Origin of the sequence: Agrobacterium tumefaciens str. B6 (genome assembly GCF_001541315.1) — a bacterium.
Lineage (GTDB): Bacteria > Pseudomonadota > Alphaproteobacteria > Rhizobiales > Rhizobiaceae > Agrobacterium > Agrobacterium radiobacter.
On sequence record NZ_LMVK01000049.1, the window covers coordinates 1 to 19,529 of the forward strand.

The 19,529-nt window shown below is 53.8% G+C and carries 19 protein-coding genes and 2 pseudogenes; 4 read left to right on the top strand and 17 right to left on the bottom strand.

The window, feature by feature from the left end; genetic code table 11:
* Positions 1-198: transposase (locus ASB65_RS22775; RefSeq protein WP_245301400.1), on the bottom strand; the 198-nt coding region annotated here is incomplete at its 3' end.
* Between the two features lie 100 nt (positions 199-298).
* On the opposite strand from ASB65_RS22775, the gene tnpA reads away from it, so the two are divergent.
* From tnpA to ASB65_RS22790, 4 genes and pseudogenes are all read left to right on the top strand, one after another.
* A complete protein-coding gene (tnpA, locus tag ASB65_RS27720) occupies positions 299-706 on the top strand; it encodes an IS66-like element accessory protein TnpA (protein WP_081088465.1) in 408 nt (135 codons plus the stop codon).
* Positions 703-1,050: an IS66 family insertion sequence element accessory protein TnpB gene (tnpB, locus tag ASB65_RS22780; protein ID WP_040132297.1), complete on the top strand. Its 348-nt coding sequence runs from the start codon at positions 703-705 to the stop codon at positions 1,048-1,050. Before tnpA ends, tnpB begins: the two co-directional genes overlap by 4 nt.
* Before the next feature lie 45 nt (positions 1,051-1,095).
* Entirely contained in the window at positions 1,096-2,751 is a 1,656-nt protein-coding gene (locus ASB65_RS22785; protein ID WP_046205714.1) for an IS66-like element IS66 family transposase, read from the top strand.
* 27 nt (positions 2,752-2,778) lie between these two features.
* Positions 2,779-3,078, top strand: a pseudogene (locus tag ASB65_RS22790) (transposase domain-containing protein); the annotation flags it as partial.
* Between the two features lie 55 nt (positions 3,079-3,133).
* Here ASB65_RS22790 and ASB65_RS28365 read toward each other — a convergent pair.
* The 16 genes and pseudogenes from ASB65_RS28365 to ASB65_RS22860 form a co-directional block, all read right to left on the bottom strand.
* The gene (locus tag ASB65_RS28365; protein ID WP_153463909.1) at positions 3,134-3,517 is read right to left on the bottom strand and encodes a hypothetical protein; all 384 of its coding nucleotides are present in this window, start codon (positions 3,515-3,517) and stop codon (positions 3,134-3,136) included.
* A gap of 58 nt (positions 3,518-3,575) precedes the next feature.
* Entirely contained in the window at positions 3,576-4,379 is an 804-nt protein-coding gene (locus ASB65_RS22800; protein WP_032488325.1) for a response regulator, read from the bottom strand.
* Between the two features lie 131 nt (positions 4,380-4,510).
* On the bottom strand, positions 4,511-5,542 hold the full coding sequence (gene virB11, locus ASB65_RS22805; RefSeq protein WP_010892497.1) for a P-type DNA transfer ATPase VirB11: 1,032 nt from the start codon (positions 5,540-5,542) through the stop codon (positions 4,511-4,513).
* 39 nt (positions 5,543-5,581) lie between these two features.
* Positions 5,582-6,715, bottom strand: a complete 1,134-nt coding sequence (gene virB10, locus ASB65_RS22810) for a type IV secretion system protein VirB10 (RefSeq protein ID WP_010892496.1) — start codon at positions 6,713-6,715, stop codon at positions 5,582-5,584.
* On the bottom strand, positions 6,712-7,593 hold the full coding sequence (gene virB9 / locus ASB65_RS22815; RefSeq protein ID WP_010892495.1) for a P-type conjugative transfer protein VirB9: 882 nt from the start codon (positions 7,591-7,593) through the stop codon (positions 6,712-6,714). The genes virB10 and virB9 overlap by 4 nt, the downstream gene beginning before the upstream one ends.
* On the bottom strand, positions 7,590-8,303 hold the full coding sequence (locus tag ASB65_RS22820; RefSeq protein WP_032489857.1) for a type IV secretion system protein VirB8: 714 nt from the start codon (positions 8,301-8,303) through the stop codon (positions 7,590-7,592). The genes virB9 and ASB65_RS22820 overlap by 4 nt, the downstream gene beginning before the upstream one ends.
* Positions 8,290-8,469, bottom strand: coding sequence for a type IV secretion system lipoprotein VirB7 (locus ASB65_RS27725; protein WP_414896165.1), 180 nt, complete (start codon positions 8,467-8,469; stop codon positions 8,290-8,292). Before ASB65_RS27725 ends, ASB65_RS22820 begins: the two co-directional genes overlap by 14 nt.
* Before the next feature lie 21 nt (positions 8,470-8,490).
* Positions 8,491-9,378: a type IV secretion system protein gene (locus ASB65_RS22825; protein ID WP_010892492.1), complete on the bottom strand. Its 888-nt coding sequence runs from the start codon at positions 9,376-9,378 to the stop codon at positions 8,491-8,493.
* 96 nt (positions 9,379-9,474) lie between these two features.
* Complete coding sequence (gene virB5, locus ASB65_RS22830; protein WP_010892491.1) at positions 9,475-10,137, bottom strand: pilin minor subunit VirB5; 663 nt, start codon at positions 10,135-10,137, stop codon at positions 9,475-9,477.
* A 14-nt stretch (positions 10,138-10,151) separates the two neighbouring features.
* A complete protein-coding gene (locus tag ASB65_RS22835) occupies positions 10,152-12,521 on the bottom strand; it encodes a VirB4 family type IV secretion/conjugal transfer ATPase (protein ID WP_010892490.1) in 2,370 nt (789 codons plus the stop codon).
* Complete coding sequence (locus tag ASB65_RS22840) at positions 12,521-12,847, bottom strand: type IV secretion system protein VirB3 (protein ID WP_010892489.1); 327 nt, start codon at positions 12,845-12,847, stop codon at positions 12,521-12,523. The genes ASB65_RS22835 and ASB65_RS22840 overlap by 1 nt, the downstream gene beginning before the upstream one ends.
* Complete coding sequence (gene virB2 / locus ASB65_RS22845) at positions 12,847-13,212, bottom strand: pilin major subunit VirB2 (RefSeq protein ID WP_010892488.1); 366 nt, start codon at positions 13,210-13,212, stop codon at positions 12,847-12,849. Before virB2 ends, ASB65_RS22840 begins: the two co-directional genes overlap by 1 nt.
* Before the next feature lie 14 nt (positions 13,213-13,226).
* On the bottom strand, positions 13,227-13,946 hold the full coding sequence (locus ASB65_RS22850) for a type IV secretion system lytic transglycosylase VirB1 (RefSeq protein ID WP_010892487.1): 720 nt from the start codon (positions 13,944-13,946) through the stop codon (positions 13,227-13,229).
* 376 nt (positions 13,947-14,322) lie between these two features.
* A pseudogene (locus ASB65_RS27730) lies at positions 14,323-15,087 on the bottom strand (IS5 family transposase).
* 561 nt (positions 15,088-15,648) lie between these two features.
* A complete protein-coding gene (locus ASB65_RS22855; RefSeq protein ID WP_010892486.1) occupies positions 15,649-16,416 on the bottom strand; it encodes an AcvB/VirJ family lysyl-phosphatidylglycerol hydrolase in 768 nt (255 codons plus the stop codon).
* A gap of 578 nt (positions 16,417-16,994) precedes the next feature.
* Positions 16,995-19,484: a two-component system VirA-like sensor kinase gene (locus ASB65_RS22860; RefSeq protein WP_010892485.1), complete on the bottom strand. Its 2,490-nt coding sequence runs from the start codon at positions 19,482-19,484 to the stop codon at positions 16,995-16,997.
* Positions 19,485-19,529 lie beyond the last annotated feature (45 nt).

Genomic DNA, 19,529 nt, shown 5'->3' on the forward strand with positions numbered 1-19,529 from the left:
AGACTCATCACTGCCCAACAGTTCTCTACGCCAGCGGTAGAGTTGAGACGGCAAAATCCCGATCTGCCGCGCCACTGCCGACATGTTTACACCGGGCTGACATGCCTGCTCAACCGCTGTGGCCTTGAATTCGTCGGACCAGAACCGCCGCAACTGTCGCGGCGACCCGTCAAGGCGATCGGGCACCGCCTCGATCATTCGCATCAACCCAAGGCTAGCCGTAAGCCCACGGTGAAGGCCGTCTTGCGATGACGGCCTGCTGACTGCCAGTCCTAGTGGTAACACCAGGAGTAGTCATATGGCGAAGCATCCAATTGAGGTGATCACGTCTGTGGAGCGCCGTCGGCGTTGGTCACGCGAAGATAAAGAGCGGCTCGTCGCTGCGTGCTTTGAGCCAGACGCGGTCATCTCGGAGATTGCCCGCGCGGCCGGCATCCATGTCAGCCAGTTGTTCCGTTGGCGCAAAGAGCTTTGTCGGATCGAGGAGCCAAGATCTGACACTGCGGCTTTGGTGCCGGTAATCGTGTCCGAGGCCGCTTCGACAGTCTCCCCCGCTCAGCCGGAACCACCCACCAAATGCCATCCTCGTCGGAAGCGCAGTGATGTAACAATCGAACTAGGTCGGGGCCGACGCGTCCGCGTGGAAAGCGACATCGCCACGGACGCGCTTGGCCGGATTCTCGATTGCGTGCTGGGGCTGCGATGATCCCGGTTCCTGTTGGCGTGAAGGTCTGGCTGGCGACGGGCCATACCGATATGCGCAAAGGCTTCCCCGGTCTGTCGTTGATGGTGCAGGAGGCGCTGAAGCGCGACCCGATGTGCGGTCACCTGTTCGTATTCCGCGGCCGAGGCGGTGGCCTGATCAAGGTGATCTGGCATGACGGCCAGGGAGCTTGCCTGTTCACGAAGAAGCTTGAGCGAGGACGCTTCATCTGGCCGTCAGCGGCCGATCGCACGGTGGTGATCACGCCTGCGCAGCTCGGTTATCTGCTGGAGGGCATCGACTGGCGGATGCCGCAAAAGACCTGGCGGCCGACGTCGGCCGGATGAGCAAAAACACTGGAATGATGGGGTCAAATATGATTCCATCCTGTCATGAGCGACGCGACCGAAGAGCTTCCGGACGACCTTGCCAGTGCCCTCGCATTGCTGGCCCAGGAACGCGCTCGACGTGTTGCAGCCGAAGCAGAAGCGGCAACCGCCAAGGCAGAAGCCGCCAGTGCAAAGGCACTCGTATCGCATTCCGAAGCGCTGATCGCTCGGCTGAAGGTGGAGATCGACAAGGTCCGCCGTGAACTCTACGGCAGCCGGTCCGAGCGTAAGGCGCGGCTCCTGGAGCAGATGGAACTGCAACTCGAGGAATTGGAAGCGGACGCCGGTGAAGATGAACTGGCCGCGGAGATCGCAGCCAAAGCTTCAACCGTCAAAGCCTTCGAGCGCAGGCGTCCGTCACGCAAGCCCTTTCCCGAACATCTGCCACGCGAGCGCATCGTCATCGCCGCTCCCGCCAATTGCGCCTGCTGCGGATCGGCCAAATTGTCGAAGCTTGGCGAGGACATCACCGAGACCCTGGAGGTCATCCCGCGCCAGTGGAAGGTCATCCAGACGGTACGGGAGAAGTTTACCTGTCGCGAGTGCGAGAAGATCACGCAGCCACCAGCACCCTTCCATGTAACGCCACGCGGCTTTGCCGGGCCAAACCTGCTGGCGATGATCCTGTTCGAGAAGTTCGCCCAGCACCAGCCGCTCAATCGTCAGAGCGAACGCTATGCTCGCGAGGGCGTCGACCTTAGTTTATCGACGCTTGCAGATCAGGTCGGAGCTTGCGCCGCGACGTTGAAGCCACTTCATTCTCTGATCGAAGCGCATGTCCTTTCTGCCGAACGTCTGCACGGCGACGACACGACCGTGCCAATCCTGGCCAAGGGAAAGACAGATACGGGCCGCATTTGGACCTATGTCCGGGATGATCGGCCGTTCGGAGGCCTCTCACCGCCGGCAGCCCTTTACTATGCCTCGCGCGATCGACGGCAGGAGCATCCGGAACGCCACCTGAAGACCTTCACCGGTATTCTGCAGGCGGACGCCTATGGCGGCTACAATCCGCTGTTCAAGGGTGATCGCGATCCAAATCCGCTAAGACAGGCGTTTTGTTGGGCACACGCGCGTCGCAAGTTCTTCGTGCTCGCAGACATTAATGCGAACGCCAAGCGCGGAAAGAACGCCGCGCCGATCTCGCCTATGGCGCTCGAAGCTGTCAAACGGATCGACGGCCTGTTCGATATCGAGCGGGAGATCAACGGGCTTACGGCCGATCAACGCCTGGAACGTCGCCGCAAGGAAAGCCTGCCGCTCGTCGACAGTCTGCAGGTCTGGCTTCAAACCGAGCGTGCAAAACTGTCGCGCAGTTCTCCGGTCGCCGAGGCGATCGATTACATGCTCAAGCGTTGGGATGGCTTCACATCATTCCTGGAGGATGGCCGGATTTGCCTCACGAACAACGCCGCGGAGCGAGCCCTGCGAGGCTTCGCACTCGGTAGGAAGTCCTGGCTCTTCGCCGGATCAGACCGCGGCGCGGATCGTGCAGCCTTCATGGCCACGTTGATCATGACGGCAAAGCTCAACGACATCGATCCGCAGGCGTGGCTGGCCGACGTTCTTGCCCGCATCGCCGACACGCCGATTATCAGGCTGGAGCAGTTGCTTCCGTGGAATTGGACGCCGCCGACCGTCAACGCTCAAGCTGCCTGACCTGTGGCCTTCACCGGAGGCTTACGGGATGGCCTGAAGCTCTTCCTGAGCGACGGTCGCGTCGAGATCGATAGCAACAGTGTCGAGTGCACCATTCGGCCGATTGCCCTCAATCGCAAGAATGCACTCTTTGCCGGACACGATGCCGGGGCCGAGAACTGGGCGACCATTGCCTCGCTTGTCGAGACCTGCAAACTCAATGCCGTCGATCCGCTGGCCTATCTGACAGCGACGCTCACCGCCATCGTCAACGGTCACAAGCAGAGTCGCGTCGATGAGCTTTTGCCGTGGAATTATCCGTGCATGGCAAGCAACTGCCGCACGTAGTAGCCCCTGCGTCCGACCGCCTCTTTCGGAAGGATGGTTCGTGAAGTAAAACACTTCAATGAAAAACGAACCCGTCCACGAAATCTGGCTCGATCCCGAGCCAGACGATCAACTGCTCCCCGGCCTTTGTCTTGCTGGCCCAATGGGAGACGGCTTCAGAGCGCTCTTTAATAAGGGAGCTGTTAAGGCTGGCGAGATAACTGGGCATAGCCATTTCGATGTCATGACGAAATACTGGAAGCTGCAGGGCTGGGGCGAGCACCAGACGGAGCACCGCCAGGATCACGAGCCATATCCTGACGAATGGGTTCTCGTCCAACGCCCCTTTATCGACAGTATGTGAATTTGCAGTGTGGCCGCGATCAACGCACACTGGCCTTGGGTCTGAAGGGTGATCTTCAAAACGAACCCCCGTCTTGGTGGTCAGTGTGATGGGCACATCGCTTACTCCTCAGTCACCCTTTGAGCCAGATAATTAAGAGGCAAATGCAATTGGCTCAGGCTGCCATCGTCCCCCCGTGCGAAACCTGCACGTCCGCGTCAAAGAAATAACCGGCACCTCTTGCTGTTTTTATCAGTTGAGGGCTTGACGGATCCGCCTCAAGTTTGCGGCGCAGCCTCAAAATGAGAACATCTATACTCCTGTCATAAACCTCCTCGTCGCGTACTCGACTGGCAATGAGAAGTTGCTCGCGCGATAGAACGTCGCGGGGTTTCTCTAAAAACGCGAGGAGAAGATTGAACTCACCTGCCGTAAGTTTCACCTCACCGCCAGCTTCGGACATCAAGCGACGTTGCCTGAGATTAAGTGTCCAGTCAGTAAAACAAAAAGACCGTCGGTCTTTGGAGCGGACAACGTTGGGGCGCACGCGCAAGGCAACCCGAATGCGTGCTAGAAACTCTCTGATACTGAACGGCTTAGCGATAAAATCACTTGCTCCTAGCTCGAGTGCAACAACTTTATCCGTCTCCTCAAGGCGGTCGCCACTGATAATTATGATTGGAATATCAGACTTTGCCGCCAGATTACGAACGATCTCGAGCCCATCTTCACGACCTAAATTTAGATCAACAACCACGACATCGACCGTCGCGGAAGAGAGTACTCTTGTGAACTGGGTGCTGTCGGCTACCGCGGTCACTTTGAAGGCGTGGATCGTAAGGTATTCAATAATAAGATGCCGCATAGCGACGTCGTCATCGACAAGAAGAACGTGTTTCAACGGCTCACCTTTCAATCTAAAATCTGAACCCTTGTTCACAGCGCTTGAGAAATTTTCACGTGAAGGATGTACAATCATCTCCAGCTAAATGGGCAGTTCGTCAGAATTGCGGCTGACCGCGGATGACAAAAATGCGAACCAAGTATTTCAATTTTATGACAAAAATTCTCAATCGTTGTTACAAGTGAAACGCTTCGAGGTTACAGCTACTATTGATTTAGGAGATCGCCTATGGTCTCGCCCCGGCGTCGTGCGTCCGCCGCGAGCCAGATCTCGCCTACTTCATAAACGTCCTCATAGGCACGGAATGGAATAATAACATCGATCGCCGTAGAGAGCATGTCAATCAGTGTGCGATCTTCCAAGCTAGCACCTTGGACGCTACTTTTCACAAGGGAAAACAGCTTCTTGAATCCTTGGATGGGATTCGCGCCGTGTATTGTTGAAATCGATCCCGGATGTCCCGAGACGACTTCACTCAGATAAGCCCATGCTGCATCGTCGCGCATCTCGCCCAGCAATATCCGGTCCGGTCGCATACGTAGACTTGCTTGGAGCAAGTGCTCGGCGCTCACGGCACCCAGCCCAGCACCGTTCTTTGAGTAGAGTAGTCTAACATGATTATCATGTGGAATGACGAGTTCGAGCGTATCTTCTATGGTGATTAGCCTTTCCTGGGGTGGGATGGCGCTGATCAAGGTCTTGCTCATTGTTGTCTTGCCGCTTCCGGTAGGGCCACATAGCAACATCGTCAGTCGGCTGACGACGCATGCGTGCAGAAACGCTTCCAAATCCCCGTTGTCAAAATGCTGAAGGATAGCTTCATCATCCTGATTTTGGCGTTTCCTTCGTGTCTGCCACTGGTTCCACCTCGAAGCATCATAACGGGAGGAGACTTCTTTAAGACCAGAAACACGGGAGCTTGGCCGTCGAATGGTCAAGCTGACGGTGCCCGAGGGAACGGTCGGCGGCAGACAGATTTGTAGCCGTTCACCACCAGGAAGTTCAGTGGCGCAGAGGGGGTTACGTGGTCCGACATCCTGCTTTCTCAGCGCGCCCGCTAAAATAGCGATATCTTCAAGATCATCATAAGAGACGGGTAAAGGCATCTTGGTAAAAATGCCGGCTTGGCGCACAAATGCCTCTCCAGGTCGATTGATCGCAATTTCTTCAGTCTTCGGGTCATCGAGCCATTCCAAAATCGGCTTCAGAAGAAAGCGTAGTTGCGGATCCACTTCCATTTACAATGTATCCTATCTCTAAGCGGAAATTTGAATTCATTAAGAGCGGCGGTTCCTCCCCCGCGCGGCGCCGCCAGTCAGGCGGAGCTGGTAAACACCAAAGAAATCGAGGTCCCGTGCCACGAAAATGGAAACCGTGTCACCCTGATTCTTCTTCAGGGTTGGCGGTATGTTGATGGTCGCCTTAAGGGCTGTCTCAGTTGTTTGTTCACCGTTATTTTGAAAGCTGTTGAAGCTCATCCCGCCACCCGAGCTGCCAGCGTAGGTGCTAGCTGCCTGGAAGGCGCCTTGAACAGCACTCAAGAGCATGGCTCCGCTAAAACGCTGCCAGAAGTGGCTGTCGACCGAGCCCGGCAATCCTGGGCGACCGAGTTCGTCCGCGCTTGGCGATGTTAACGAGATCATCGCATGGTCAGGGGTCTCGGCGCGATCCCACAACACAAAAACGCGCTCATCTCCCTGTTGCAAGCCACGCTGTATTTCGCCAACAACGGTGGTGCCACGATCAAGAAGCACGATATTGTTCGTTGTTCCACGAATATCCTGAGGCAAGACACACTTTACATAGCCTGCCAAATTTGTGTCGATTGCGGTTTGCAGGATGCACGGAATTATTGTCCCTTGCGTTACCATAAAATCGGGGTGCGGCAAGAGCGTGGCCCTGCTGGGCTGCAGCTCGGTGGGTTTCATACGTATCGACAAATCGTTCTCGCCGGACACTTCGCCATTCGGCAAGGAGTTGTCGTCACGCTTGTCTTCTTGTCTTCGGCCCATGTCGCCCTGACTGGCGCGCTTGCTGACCCCTTGATCGCCACTGCTATATGCAAAAATCGGTGTTTCTTCCGGCCGTGGCTCATGCCGCTCCGGCTCGCCCCTTGGCGGTTGAGGAACAGTAGGCTGAACAGCCTCTTGAACCGCTGGAGTATCCGGCGGCACCTCAATCGGAGCTGGATGAAATGGCTTAGTGTTTGCTGCGATCAAAGTTGACGGCGATGCGTTGTCATTCACCTTCTTTTGACGCCCACCTAGCCAAATGAGGCTTAACGATAACGCGAGAACGACACCTCCGACGATCAATTTCTGAGACCCCGAAAGACGCCGGCGATGTTTGTCGGAGACCAGGGATCCAGATGCATCAACCTCATGTGCCGCTTGCTGACTATCGTTATTCATCCCTTTGCCCCCTTCAGGACGCGTTTCACATCGGGCCTCACGGTGCCCGTTTGCGGCCTTTGGCCAACGGGATCGTAAGCGGCATTCCAGATACATAGTACTGTGTGGCCATCCCTCAGACGCCAACCTCGTGAAACCGAAGAAATCTCGACGTCGCTCCCTTTGACTGAATAGTTGGCGACAGCTTCCTTGCCGTCAGGATTGATGGTGTAGATGGAGGGTATGCGTACATTGCCCGGAAAGTGGAATACCGTCGTAAATCCGTTGTCGAAGACTTCGAGTGGCAACAGCGAACGATCGCCTTGGGCGACGTAGTGCCAATTACTGTCCGTCGCACCAAGGGCTGTGACAGGCTGATCCAATAAATCCTCAGCTTTCCGTTGATATTGTGCTTCCGCGTGCAGTCTGTCCACAACAGCCCTCTGTTGTGCCTCCCTTCGCCGAGCCGCCGCATCGTCGGCGGGGTAGGCGAATTGGACGCTGTAATAGAGATCGGGCTGCTCTTTATCGAGGTGTGACAGCGTCTTGGAACTTATACTGAAAACATAACGGCGCATCCCGGAGTCGCTTGCGGTTAGCACGATTACTGGCTGAGGCGTGAGGACCTGGCTTGCCTTGAAGAATAGATAATTTCCCCGCGGTAGGGCTGCTAGATCTTTGCTATTTGAAACGGCAACCGATGTCACCGTTTCGTTCGTGGCGAATGTGACGACCAAAGTAGCTCCAACCGCCGTCGAGAGGCGCACGACTTGATCGGGATTGTAAGCCAAATAACGCATGCGTGGATCTAGCTTGCCGGCCATTGGAGTGTCTTCAGCCTCCGCACCAGTCGCAGCGGCAAATAAACATGCTAAAATGAAAAGTGCTTTTCTCGTCATGGTGCGCCCTGGCCTACGTTTGAAACGGTATCTTCCGAGGTCTGATAGGAGGTGACAACCAGACCTGCCGGGTTGGTCAATCTCAATCTGCCGGGCAAGCTGGTCACCTTTTCGTAGCGAACTGTCGCGGTCCACGTACTCACCACAGGCATTTTGCCGTCAACGACGAGGGTCCTTTTATAGCGAATTTGCTGCGTGCTTGGAGTTACATCATTTGAAGCGATGTGCTCGACCTCCACCCTGCCGCGTTTGCCAAGAATGACTTGAGGCGAACTGGGATTGGGATAGTTGAAGAATTGCTGGTAATCCTGGCGCACTGTTGGGGCACTGAAGTTCGATACTAGGTCGTAGGCGTACTGAGCGGTATCGGCATCATAACTCTCACGCAGGCGAACGTACTCCCACAATGAAGCGTTAACGACGGCCTCCTCTTGAGTTGCAGGCAATCGCGAGATAGACACCTCGCTGTCAACGGTGCCGTCCGGCCGTATCCATAGATATACGGGCACAAGCCTGCTCAACGGCACCATGGTAGCTATAGCGAACGCTTGAGCAACATTCCCCAAAATCGCGATAGCCGCGACAGCTGCAATGATTTTGGAGAGACGTCGCGCCGATTTCGCTCGCGCGGTTTGAAAGGCTTCTACTTCCTTATAGTGCTCGGCCAGGCTTTCGCGCGCCACTAGCATGGCATATTCAGGCCCCGTCATAGCGTCCACCCGAATTGCGGAGCTGAAGATCTGACGGAGTAGGCTGCCATCGCCCCACATTCAGCGGGAAAATCGGGCCTTTGCAGCTCGCTATTGTGTCATTTGTCTGGCAGCCGCTCAAAGCGACAACTAGGCACAGCAGGCAATATTTCATAGAATTCTCCATTGAGGCGAATTTTTGCGCGACCTAGCCCCGTTCAACCTGAGCGAAGCGACGGTACAAGCTGCTGGCAGATTGGGTTGCGCCGCTCCAGTAACTGCCTCCAATGTTGCCGGCGATTGCCGGCAAAGCGACAATGAGCGCATCCCCTGTCAGAAAAAACATATCGAGTTCGTAAAGACCAATGATCTTGGCCGCGGTCGTACCGGCAAAGGTGATTACACCAAGCATGAGGGTGAGCGCAGTCGCTTCGGTTAGGATGACGATCGTTGCCACGAGGTTTAAGAGGAGAAGCAAGAGACCGTAGGTGATAAGTTGCCCGATCCACTTCGCTGCGATGTCCCGCGTGCGATCAAAAATATATCCGACAAGAATCAGAGGCCCGATCGCGAGAAGCACTTTCGTGAGAATTCCAACGGCGTCGTAGACTCCGAAGGCAGACCAGAGCGTGCCGTAAAGGACCCACTGTGCCCCTTGGAAAGCAAGGATGTCCTGGTCGTTCATCGGACCGATTTCGGATGCGATTTTCTGAAAAACGGCCTGGGTCACGGCGAAAATTGTATCCAACTGTGCCGGAACAGTCTGCAGAGGCAAGCCTGTTACACTAAACTGCTGAACAAAGATTGGGACCGTCTTTTCGAAGATGGAAACCACATAGTCTTGGTAGTTAGCCTGCCCAACAATTAGAGCAACAACGATGGTGACCGTGATCACCCGAGTGATACCGCTGCGGGTATCGACTTCGCCGCGTATGACTAAAATACCCTGAACAATAATCCAAAGAGTGACACAGGCGATCAATGGCGCACTCACCGCCTCCTGGATAGTCTCAAGCATCGAGTCCAAGCCTGTCGTGAAGGCTACATCGAAGATCGTATGAATGGCCGTAAACGGCGCCGGAATCGTGAAATTCATCGATTGGACCTGAACTTGGCTGGCTTGTCGCAGAATGTCGGATACAATGAGCTCGCATTCGGTGAGGATATGGGCGGATGAACAAATCGCCCAGCCTTAGGGGAGGGCACCAAAGATGACAGCGGTCTTCTGATGCTCCTTACGTTGAGCGGCCGCCTCTTCCGCCTCGTGAAGGCCGGCCTGCGCGGTAGCCATCGTTAATAGGTTTGTCGCCTGTACGTTTTGAATCATTGCGTCATGGATCTGCTTGAGAAGCAAACCATTGGTCACGGTTGCCTGCATGATATTGCGAGATCGGGAAAGCTGTGCAGACGTATCAGCATTCGCCGTCAAGCGTTTGTCCATCGTTTCCAGGTTGTCAGCCGCAATGCCAGCGCTGTTTGCGGAACCGGTGATCTGCGATCGCAACAGATCCGCTTCAGCGTCGCTACCCACGACGGCACGATCTGTATCGCTGGTGATCGCACGTGCCGTGGTCGACATTGGCATTCGCGGCGAAAACATTTCATTGTCTAGGTCCTTCGTTGAAGGATACTGATTTTTCTGGTTGAGCGAAGTCAGTAGTCCAGTAACGCCGTAGGCCGACGTCAACATCGTAACCATCGCTATAGTCTGAGTGAGATTCTCCGCAGTCGCGAGCGCCGTCGCGAGCGTCTCAGCCTCCGTTGCCGGGTCGCTAACAACAAACTGCGCCCGCGCGGGCTGAATATATAGAAAGCTGCAGGTCAAAACCGTTGCAATAAGTTGCGTCGTCTTCATCGTTTCCTACCTTATCAATCTTCTGCCTCGTGGTGACGGGCCATGAATTCGCTGAGCCAGCCAGATGAGTTGCCTTCTTGTGCCTCGCGTAGTCGAGCTGCAAAGCGCACCGTGTTGGCACGCCCCGAAAGTACGGCGACATATTCACGCATATCCCGCAGATCAAATTCGCAGATGACGCTTCCACTTTCTCGTTTAAGAAGAAACTTACGGCTGCCGACCGTCATGTCTTCACGGATCGCCTGAAATTCCTTTTCGGTGCATTTCAGTCCATCGATATAAGCTGATCGATCTGCGGTTGGTGATGGATAGAAAATCTTCGTCATACATTGCGCAACCAAGCTGGCTCCTAGTGGCGATTCCAGAACATGCTCTGGTTGCTGCGTTGCCAGTATTAGCATCCCGTTGTTTTTTCGAACGGTCAGGAGGAATTTGTCGACGACGGCCGAAAATTTAGGGTTTAACAAATAGGCGCGAAACTCATCGCAGCTCATCACAAAACGGCGGCCGTCGATCATGGCGCCAATCCGATGCAGGAGATATGCTGCAGCGGGAGCGCATACTTCCTCGTATTCGAGAAGATGCGTCATGTCGAAGCCGGTAATCGACGGATCTAACTTTACTTCGTCAACTTCGCCGTCAAATGCCCAACCAAGCGCATGGCCCCGGCACCAGCGTTGGAGCCGCGCTCCTGCGCCTTCGGCAGGGCCATGCAACAAAAATTCACGTAACCCCGCGATTGAACGCATTTGTGGATCAAACGAGAGCTGACGATGGATACCCCGGACCAGACGGCGGTTCTCTTCTGGAGAAATCCCACCCCGACCATCACTCTCTATGAGAGCCACGATCCATTCGCGCAGAAAATCGTGTGAGGCTGCTGTGTTTTCTAGGCCACGCAACGGCGCCAACCCGCTGGGTGTGCCTCTGCGAAGTGCCAAATATGTTCCTCCTGTGGCGCGAACCAGCAATTCGCCACCCCGGTCCTTGTCGAAGAACACGACCGTACCTGCACGGTCGACCATGCTCTGTTCGAGCATGGCTAAAACAAACATCATGAGCGTTGTCTTACCCCTCCCGATAGGCCCGAATATTGCCGTCATGCCAACATCGTGCTCATGCGGGATATAGTCGAAAGGCGTTCCGCCATTGGTACGAAATCGGGCAATCGCGGTGCCCCAGTGGCCTGAGCTGGCGCCCTCTGGAAAGTTTTCGAAAGAGACAAACCCCGCGAAATTGCGTGAAGTGATTGCGCCAGGGCGTGTGCGCCACTTAAAATTCCCCGGCAATTGGGACCAATAGGCTGCTTCCATACCAATACCTTCTTGGACAACCACGGCACCTGCATCCGCCATTCGTGTCCGAGCCCGCGCGCCCCTGTCCCCAAGACTGTTGAGATCGTCTGCATAGACGCAAAGGCTCAAATGATGTGAGCCCATAACGAATTCGTTGCTCGCAAGTGCGTCCTCAGCCTCGGATAATTTGCCGATTTGAGTCACGGCTTTATCACCGGAACTCAGCATCTGGCTCGATTTGAGACTAAGTTTCGCGTGCGCTTGAGGGCGAGTCAGGAACGAAAAACTCTGCGTGAGAACAAGTGGAAAATCGAGGGATAGTAGCGCGTTGAGCATGCCCGGTCGCGTTTTTGCAGGGTATTCGCGAAACGAATAGATGGATCCAACGTAACTGTCTTTTGGCGTTCTGATTTCAAGTCCTCGCTTGCCGCAAATGACTCTGTCGGTATAAATCGAAGCGCCGAGTGAGCCGCTGACGACCGGAACCGGTGTGAACCGACCAGTCATTATCAACCGTAGCGCTTCGCCAATCTCGGTAAAAAGCACACCCTGCTTCTCGCGGATGCCAAGACGATGCAGGCCATACGCTTTAAGAGAGCCAGCGACAACATGCCAAAGATCTTCCATGTTCCTGATCTGGCCCGCGAGATCGTTTTCCCTTTTTCCGCTTAGCTTGGTAAACCTCCTCTTTACCTTCCCTAGAGCCGCCTGTGGGTAGACAATCAACGTAAGGAAGTGGTCATTGCGGAGGAGTTGGCCGGAGAGCACGCGCTGTTCAAAAGCTTCGTTCAAGCTAGCGGCGAAAACACTACGGAAGTGTCGCGGCGCCGATGATGGCACGTCGGCATGACGTACGAGGTGAGCATATATTGACACATGATCATCAGCGATATTGCGCAACAGCGTGTTGAACGCACGACAACGCGCATTGCGCATTTCAATTTCCTCAAGCTCGAATGCAACCCCATCAATTCTCGCAATGCTCATGATCGATCCATCTTCAAGAAGGACGATATGGTCGCTGAGGTGGCCAATATAAGGGAGATAGATCTCACCGGATCTTTCGGTCGTTCCACTCGCGCCGAGCATTACACCATTCCTCTCCCTCGCGGGGGCACCCTGATTGGATTTGGGCTAACAGTAGCGCCCCCCCAAACTGCACTATCAATGCTTCTTCCTGCTGTCCGCAAAAATAGCAGGACGACGCTCGCCGCGTTGTAGTCTCGCTCCACGATGAGCCGGGCTCCAAACCATAGGGGCGCGAGAACGACTTCGTAGAGCGGGTTCTGAACGATAACGATGACAAAGCCGGCGAACATCATGAATAACCCTGCCAATGTCAGTGGCACCCCAAGAAACAATGCGGGTCGTGTGGCTGCGAGGTAAAGGGTCGCTTCTTCCAAACGATCATTCATCAACTACCGCCAGTGAGCGTTTGGCCGAGGAAGCTCGCCCCAAACATGATAACAATGCCGCCGACGACGCCGGCAACCAGCCCAAGCGAAGCCCGCCCGAACATCCAGGAGATCCCGATAGCGACAATGCCGAGAACGGCGAGTGACTGGCCGAACGGACCAAGGATAAACGTGCATATATTGTTAACCATTGTGGCGGGGTCGGTGCCGCCACCCGCAGATTGCGCTGCGGCGGGTCCGCATGAGGAAATGCTCCATGCCATTGCACCGCCCAAGCTTGGGGCGCAGCTCGATATCACGCGCATCATCGCATTCGAGAGCGAGAGGCGATTTAGATGTAAACGATATCTCTCAAAGCATCGCATCAATGCGGACCTCCTTAGTATAAGTCGAATAAGACTTGATTGTCGTCTGCGGATTTGCCGTTGTCCTGGTCTGGCGGTTGCGGAGCGATTGAACCACCAACCCCATCCTCTTGCGAGCGGCGCTGATAAGACCCCCAAACGTCCCACGTATCTTCCGATTTTAGTGCCTTGTGATCGTCTTGCGGAGGCTCGATTAACGCGGGCACCAGCGATTGAGCAGCTGTTTCAACTTTTCGCACGTAGCCGTTTGCAAAACCGCGGATGAAATTACCGGTGTTGTAAGCGGAGATCGCCCGACGAAGTGCAATTTGCTTCTCGTCAATCGTTTCGCCGCCTGCATAACGACTTTTCAACATGTTTGCAGCGGCAGATAATGATGGGCACGCCTTGAGCGCACCGTCAGGTGTCAGACCGAGCATGGAAAAATTCCGAGAGTTTATTTGCATGAGGCCAACATCCAGCGAATGCCGTGCATCGAGACGGTGCCTGACGACTTGGGTTGCTTGGGTGTGATCTTGCCAGTGAAGCGTTTCGCCGGTGGTGTTGTCATGAATCGCTAAAGGATCAAAGCGACTCTCCACCTTAGCTATCGCCGCAAGTGTAGATGTCGCAACTGATGGGGCACACTTGCGAGCAACATGGTCGAACTCAGCAGATGAGAGTGGCGTGGCAAGGCTCGACGAACAGAAGGAGGACATCAAGGCAAGAGAAAGCGACCCCGATCTCTTAAACATACCTTATCTCCTTAGCTCGCAACTAACACCGCCTCTCCCGTTGGAAGAAGTGCGTTGTTTTATGTTGACGATTATCGGGAGGGTCGGTTACTCGAAAATTTTCAATTGCTTCTTTATGATTTCAATTGAAGCGAAAACCTTCGCTCGGCGTCTTGGAACAAAACATGGACCGAGAACCGCGCATCCCTGACAAAGCAACCGGATTGACAGACCGCAGTTGGTCAGGTCGGCCTCAGAACGAAAATGCTCGCGATCAAACTTTTTGGCTGTCCGCTGGATGCTTTTTAACATTCGATGCGTCACCGTGGAATCTCCCCCGGTCAGCAGGCTCCACGGTACGGTTTGACACGCGGCGGTTCAAGCGAAATTGGTTCTTCTAGGCCATAGATAATGATCTGATCCAAATTCTTGCTGCTGCCAATTTGACTGCGGCGAGAAAGTTCATCGGGTTTCTGTCATAGCGCGTAGCTACCCCTGTTAACTGTCTGATTTCGCAGAAAAACGCTCGACGAGATTACGCTGTCTGTAAACCCATTCGCTGAACGGGAAGCTTTCCTTCCGATTACTCTTGGCAGGAATATTGGCCCATGCCTGCTTGCGCTTTGCAAACGCTCTTATCGTGTTGGTATCATATGCCTTGTCCGCCAGCAGGAACGCACTCTTAGCGATTGTTTGTAAAAATGTTTCGCCATGCGGCGGTCATGGGCTTGACACGCTGTCAGCGCAAGACGGATCGGTCGACCGTCGGCATCGACAACAGCGTGAATCTTGGTGGTCAAACCGCCACGGGAACGCCCCATACAGCCATCGTCTTGATCCCACTGTTCCCGTCGCCGCATGTTGGTGGACGCGGACAAAGGAACTGTCAATCATGACGACATCCCATCGAAAGCTTTGGAAATCTCACTCAGAATATGATCCCAGGCGTCTGCCTAACGCCATCGTACAAAGCGATTGTAGCAGGTTGTATAAGGACCATATCGATCAGGAACGTCTGTCCAGGGCGAGCCCGTCCGGAAGCGCAACAAGATGCCATTGATCACCCGCTTCACCGCGCGGCACGCCACGCGGTTTATTTGGGAACAAAGGACTGAACAACAGTCCATTCTAAATCGGTGACATCAAAGCACCGACGGATTATCAGGGGCCTCCAAATCAAGCCTCAATGAATCAAAATCAGACCGATTTGCAAACCTTATTTATGAGTGTGCGGCCTAAATGAAGAAATCGTTCTTCTAGATCGCCTCCGTGGTGTAGCAACACCTCGCAATATCGTCGTGCTGACCCTGGCCGGGCAATTTACTGGCAAGAGTGCTTTCACATGGCCGCTCTCTTGGCCGCGATAGATGATTTCGTTGCTGCTTTGGGCGCGTAGAAGGAGAGAAGTCATATCGGAGAAATTCCTCTGCCGCGAGAGCCTGCTCTATCGCGAAGGCTTCCCAACGTTGGGAACAGACCGGATCATTCACGAGGCGAAAGTCGTCAAGACATGCGTCATAGGCATATTCCCTTGAAGGATGATCTTGTTGCTGCCAATCTGGAGGCGCGGCAGCCGCGGGCCCATGCGATCTCAACGCAACTTCCGGCAAAAAATCTCACTCACCTAAAAACCACTAGCGAATCTGGCGATCAGATGAAGGCCTTATACTTAACGACACAATATCCGATGTCTGCATCACCGGCGTCGCTATCCCAGTCAATATTAAAGCGGTGCAGGACCTGAAGAATACTGATGACTTAGGCGTGCCACGAGGCCTGAGACGACGCGCGTAGACAGTTTTTTGAAATCATTACCAAAGTGATGGCCTCCGCTGAAGCCTATCACCTCTGCGCCGGTCTGTCGGAGAGATGGGCAAGCATTATTACGGTCTTCGCGCCCGTACATGCATTGGACGATTGCAGGGTCAATGAATCTGAGATCATCCAGAGGATTGCCGCCCTTACCTTCGGTTTCGAGTTGGAGCCAGCCCCTAAATGAGACGACATAGTCGACTTGATGTGACAATGCCAAGAGAGAGATTTGCTTAACCCGATTTTTTTGCTCAAGCGTAAGCCTATTGAAGCTTGCCGGCATGACGTCAGCGCCGAAAGAATATCCTATAAGTAAAACATTCTGCACACCGAAATGCTTGGTGTAGACATCGATTATGTGACCAAGATCCTTAGCAGTTTCGCTTGGAGACCGCTCCGACCAGAAATACCGAAGTGAACTGACGCCAATGACAGGAATCCCTTCCGTCTGCAGATAGGTACCAATCACCTCATCGATATTTTGCCATCCAGCGTCTCCGGAATAAATGATCGCCACCGTGTTCTTGGCTGGCTTGGCATTGAAAACCCGAAGAGGAAGTCTCACTCCAGCTTCGCCCCCGTTTGACCACATGACACCATTGGCGCGGTCATTCGCATAGGCAGCGTCTGCCGCGAGAAACAGTGTAAATACGAGTATCAATACCAATTTTATCGCCATTTCGATACCTTGTCAGCGGAACATCTCGATAATTTCCGACTAATGTTTCAAGCGGATATCAACTGCGTCGCAATTTGTTACAAAAGACACCTAAGCCCGCAGTGAAGGTTTGCGGAGAACTTTTGCTGAGATCTCGAATCGAAAGAAGAACATCCATGCTGGGACTTCAAGAAGTCGACCAGAAGAAGAACCAGAAAGGCTGCAGCGGAAAATATGGGTCCCTTTGGAGAGCGCCTCATGGACGTGAACAAATCGCCTGAACCAGGGATGCCACGGATACAAAAGCTCGCGAAGCTCGGTCCCGTGGGTGTTCTGTCGTCTCTTTGTACAACAGCCGTCGTCCACACCGATTTTTGACCGCACCGGTTCCGGCCTACTTCAATCTGCTGGCACCAATGATGGTGGTGTCATAGCTGGTGCGTAAACCCTTTCAAGCAAACGACCGGACCTGATCGGACAAATCAAGCCGCGTCGCCCGGCTTGATCCACTGAACCTATGCCGTTCGATCTTTCATGTAGTTCCCCCGTCGCGCTCCACCGAACCGAAATCTGATTGCCAGTCCTGACACGTCGCAACTCTACGTCTTGATTTTGGTTAGGATTGCATGCGCCATAGTTCTGGACGATATCGGCTTCGGAAGATAAAGGTCCCTGGTCACATCCTCCCTTGAAAGGGTCATTTTGAGATCATTTCCGCCAATGATGATGGAGGCGGTCTTGAGCACTAAATCCACGGAATTAGGACTTTGATCTTCAGGAAGAGACGCTTGGTCGACCATGACCAGATCGGCTTCATTGCCTTTTGAAATCCAATCGCGAATTTCATTAAAGGTACGAAAACCGACCGGCTCATATCCTAGAGCGGCGATCTTGTCTTCATACGCCTCCCGCAGGAGGTCATCGGGCTCAACAAGTGCCACAATCTCCCCGTTTCCACGCGGTGCCTTATTGCGGCCGAAAAAACTGTCTGGATTTACGGGTTCCTTAGAAGACGGAGGGAGATAAATGTCAAAGCGCGTCCCATGCCCAACAGTTGAACTAACGTCGATGTAACCCGCAAACGCGCTGATATGACCATGCACAGAAGCAAGGCCGAGACCCGTTCCACCGTTGCGAGCTCGTGTCGTAAAGAAGGGTTCAAAAATGTGGGGTAACACAGCCTCGGGAATGCCTCCACCATTGTCGCTAATAGATAGGAGAACATAGTCGCCAGGTGGCATAACACCATGCGCCAGAATTTTCTTAACTGGTAAAAAAGCTTGGCTGATGATGATGTCGATTTGACCATTTGCAGTCATGGCTTGGGAAGCATTCTTGCAGATGTTAATTAGTACCTGTTGAAGTTCAAGCGGGCTTCCTTCGATCACGCTCTGCATTTGATCAAATCTGAAACTAAGCTCGATGTTTGGCGGAAGAGCCATACGTAGCAAGGGAGCGATTTCGGTCACAAGCTCTGAGACACTAAATGGCTTGATCATGCGCTCCTGTTTTCGGCTCAGCGTCAAGATCTGATCGATAATGAGCATGGCTCTGTCGCCTGACGAAATGATATAGTCAATATATCTTCGGGTGACAGATGTTCGAGACACCGAGTTTTGTGCTAATTCTGCGTGCCCGAGGATTGAGCCCAAAATGTTATTAAATTCATGTGCTATTCCGCCGGCAAGTGTACCAACTGCCTCAAGGCGTTGCGCATGCTCCAATCGTCTGGCCAAAACGTCGCATTCGGTCTGCTTACGCCGAACATCGATATAGTGACAGAGGCAGGCGGTGGCGAGTTCAAGAAGCTGAATTTCGCCTTGGCAAGGTCGAGGGCGATAGCTTTGGTAACCCAGTGAACAAACCGCAATTAGTTTATCTGTGGATTTGTGAGCCAGTAGTATCGAGAGACCTGGAATTTCGAGAGGCAAATGTACGATTTTTTTCGACGATATGATGCGGAATACCGTCGCCCGTTCGTCCGCTTTGGTACGAGAGACTATTTCGCGTAGCACGCTGTCGTCCCACACAGGTTTTGGGTGTTTCGCACCGAATGTTTCGACAGCCCATCTACGGTCATGGTCCACTAGAGCTAACGCGCACGTATCGGCATCAAAGAAGCGCTGAATAATACGAAGTGCAGCTTGCGCGGACGACGTGGTGGCCGCCTCACCTTCAAAACATACTCCGATCTCTTTGATTAGCTCTTCGTAATCTAAACGCCGCGCTAACCAATCGGTTTTTTTGCGTAGCCTATAGACTAAGGTGATGATGTAGAGGCAAAGACCCACTGAAGCGGACCCAAGAAAGATACGTGCGCTCCGCTCCTCTACATTTTTCAAGCTATAGACCTCCAAACACTCGCGCTGCAGCATCTCCGCAATTTCTGCGGTGTCAGACGTCTGAATCATGTTCACCAGATCTTTCACCTGTGGCAAAAGCGATAAGATAATGGGACCTTCACGTGCAAGTATGCGCACGGGAGCTTCATCAAGACCGCGTTGTTTTTGGAGCCTCTCTAGTTCAAGGCTGATCTCGAATGAAATAGCCGGGCTTGGTTGCCGAAGAAATTGGAGCATCATGCTAGCCAATTCTGTTGGTTTTTCTAAAGTCTGATCGGTTGAGGCTTTTCCTGGAAGACTGCTCAAAGCACGAGTGAAACTGGCCAGCGAATCTTGCAGGCGTACATTTTGCGCACCAAAGGCGGCGACCGCCGCGTCAGCCGAATTTAGAGACACTTCTAGCTGGCGTAGCAGTTGAGCAGCATTGCTCTCACTTACAATATGAGATTGTCTAAATAATTGCTTCAAATCTTCCAGATTCTTCCGCAGAGCTCCCAGCCTGGAGATAATGGGGCGGTAGTTCGCCACGGTGCCCGTGTGAGCGCGGAGTACATCGCGCTGCAGTGAGGCGCTGTCGGCGTTAATCGATCGTAGTTGGCTGAGGATTGCCTGGGTAGTCGCATTGTCCTGCCAGGACGCAACCGCCATGAACGCGAAAATCATTGCAGCAACGATAAGGGCCAATATAGACCAAGGCTTCGCGCCTGTCTTAAAATCCTGCCGCGTCGGTGAATATCTTCCGTTCATCGCACTTACTTCCTCGTGCCAACGCTTTGATCCACGCCAACTGCG

Coding starts and splice junctions, on each gene's coding strand:
- ASB65_RS22840 (WP_010892489.1), bottom strand. CDS start 12,847: ATGAATGATCGTTTGGAAGAAGCGACCCTTTACCTCGCAGCCACACGA.
- virB11 (WP_010892497.1), bottom strand. CDS start 5,542: ATGGAAGTGGATCCGCAACTACGCTTTCTTCTGAAGCCGATTTTGGAA.
- virB5 (WP_010892491.1), bottom strand. CDS start 10,137: ATGAAGACGACGCAACTTATTGCAACGGTTTTGACCTGCAGCTTTCTA.
- ASB65_RS22855 (WP_010892486.1), bottom strand. CDS start 16,416: ATGGCGATAAAATTGGTATTGATACTCGTATTTACACTGTTTCTCGCG.
- virB2 (WP_010892488.1), bottom strand. CDS start 13,212: ATGCGATGCTTTGAGAGATATCGTTTACATCTAAATCGCCTCTCGCTC.
- ASB65_RS27725 (WP_414896165.1), bottom strand. CDS start 8,469: ATGGAGAATTCTATGAAATATTGCCTGCTGTGCCTAGTTGTCGCTTTG.
- tnpA (WP_081088465.1), top strand. CDS start 299: ATGGCGAAGCATCCAATTGAGGTGATCACGTCTGTGGAGCGCCGTCGG.
- tnpB (WP_040132297.1), top strand. CDS start 703: ATGATCCCGGTTCCTGTTGGCGTGAAGGTCTGGCTGGCGACGGGCCAT.
- ASB65_RS22800 (WP_032488325.1), bottom strand. CDS start 4,379: ATGATTGTACATCCTTCACGTGAAAATTTCTCAAGCGCTGTGAACAAG.
- ASB65_RS22860 (WP_010892485.1), bottom strand. CDS start 19,484: ATGAACGGAAGATATTCACCGACGCGGCAGGATTTTAAGACAGGCGCG.
- ASB65_RS22850 (WP_010892487.1), bottom strand. CDS start 13,946: ATGTTTAAGAGATCGGGGTCGCTTTCTCTTGCCTTGATGTCCTCCTTC.
- ASB65_RS22825 (WP_010892492.1), bottom strand. CDS start 9,378: ATGAATTTCACGATTCCGGCGCCGTTTACGGCCATTCATACGATCTTC.
- ASB65_RS22835 (WP_010892490.1), bottom strand. CDS start 12,521: ATGCTCGGCGCGAGTGGAACGACCGAAAGATCCGGTGAGATCTATCTC.
- ASB65_RS22785 (WP_046205714.1), top strand. CDS start 1,096: ATGAGCGACGCGACCGAAGAGCTTCCGGACGACCTTGCCAGTGCCCTC.
- virB9 (WP_010892495.1), bottom strand. CDS start 7,593: ATGACGAGAAAAGCACTTTTCATTTTAGCATGTTTATTTGCCGCTGCG.
- ASB65_RS22820 (WP_032489857.1), bottom strand. CDS start 8,303: ATGACGGGGCCTGAATATGCCATGCTAGTGGCGCGCGAAAGCCTGGCC.
- virB10 (WP_010892496.1), bottom strand. CDS start 6,715: ATGAATAACGATAGTCAGCAAGCGGCACATGAGGTTGATGCATCTGGA.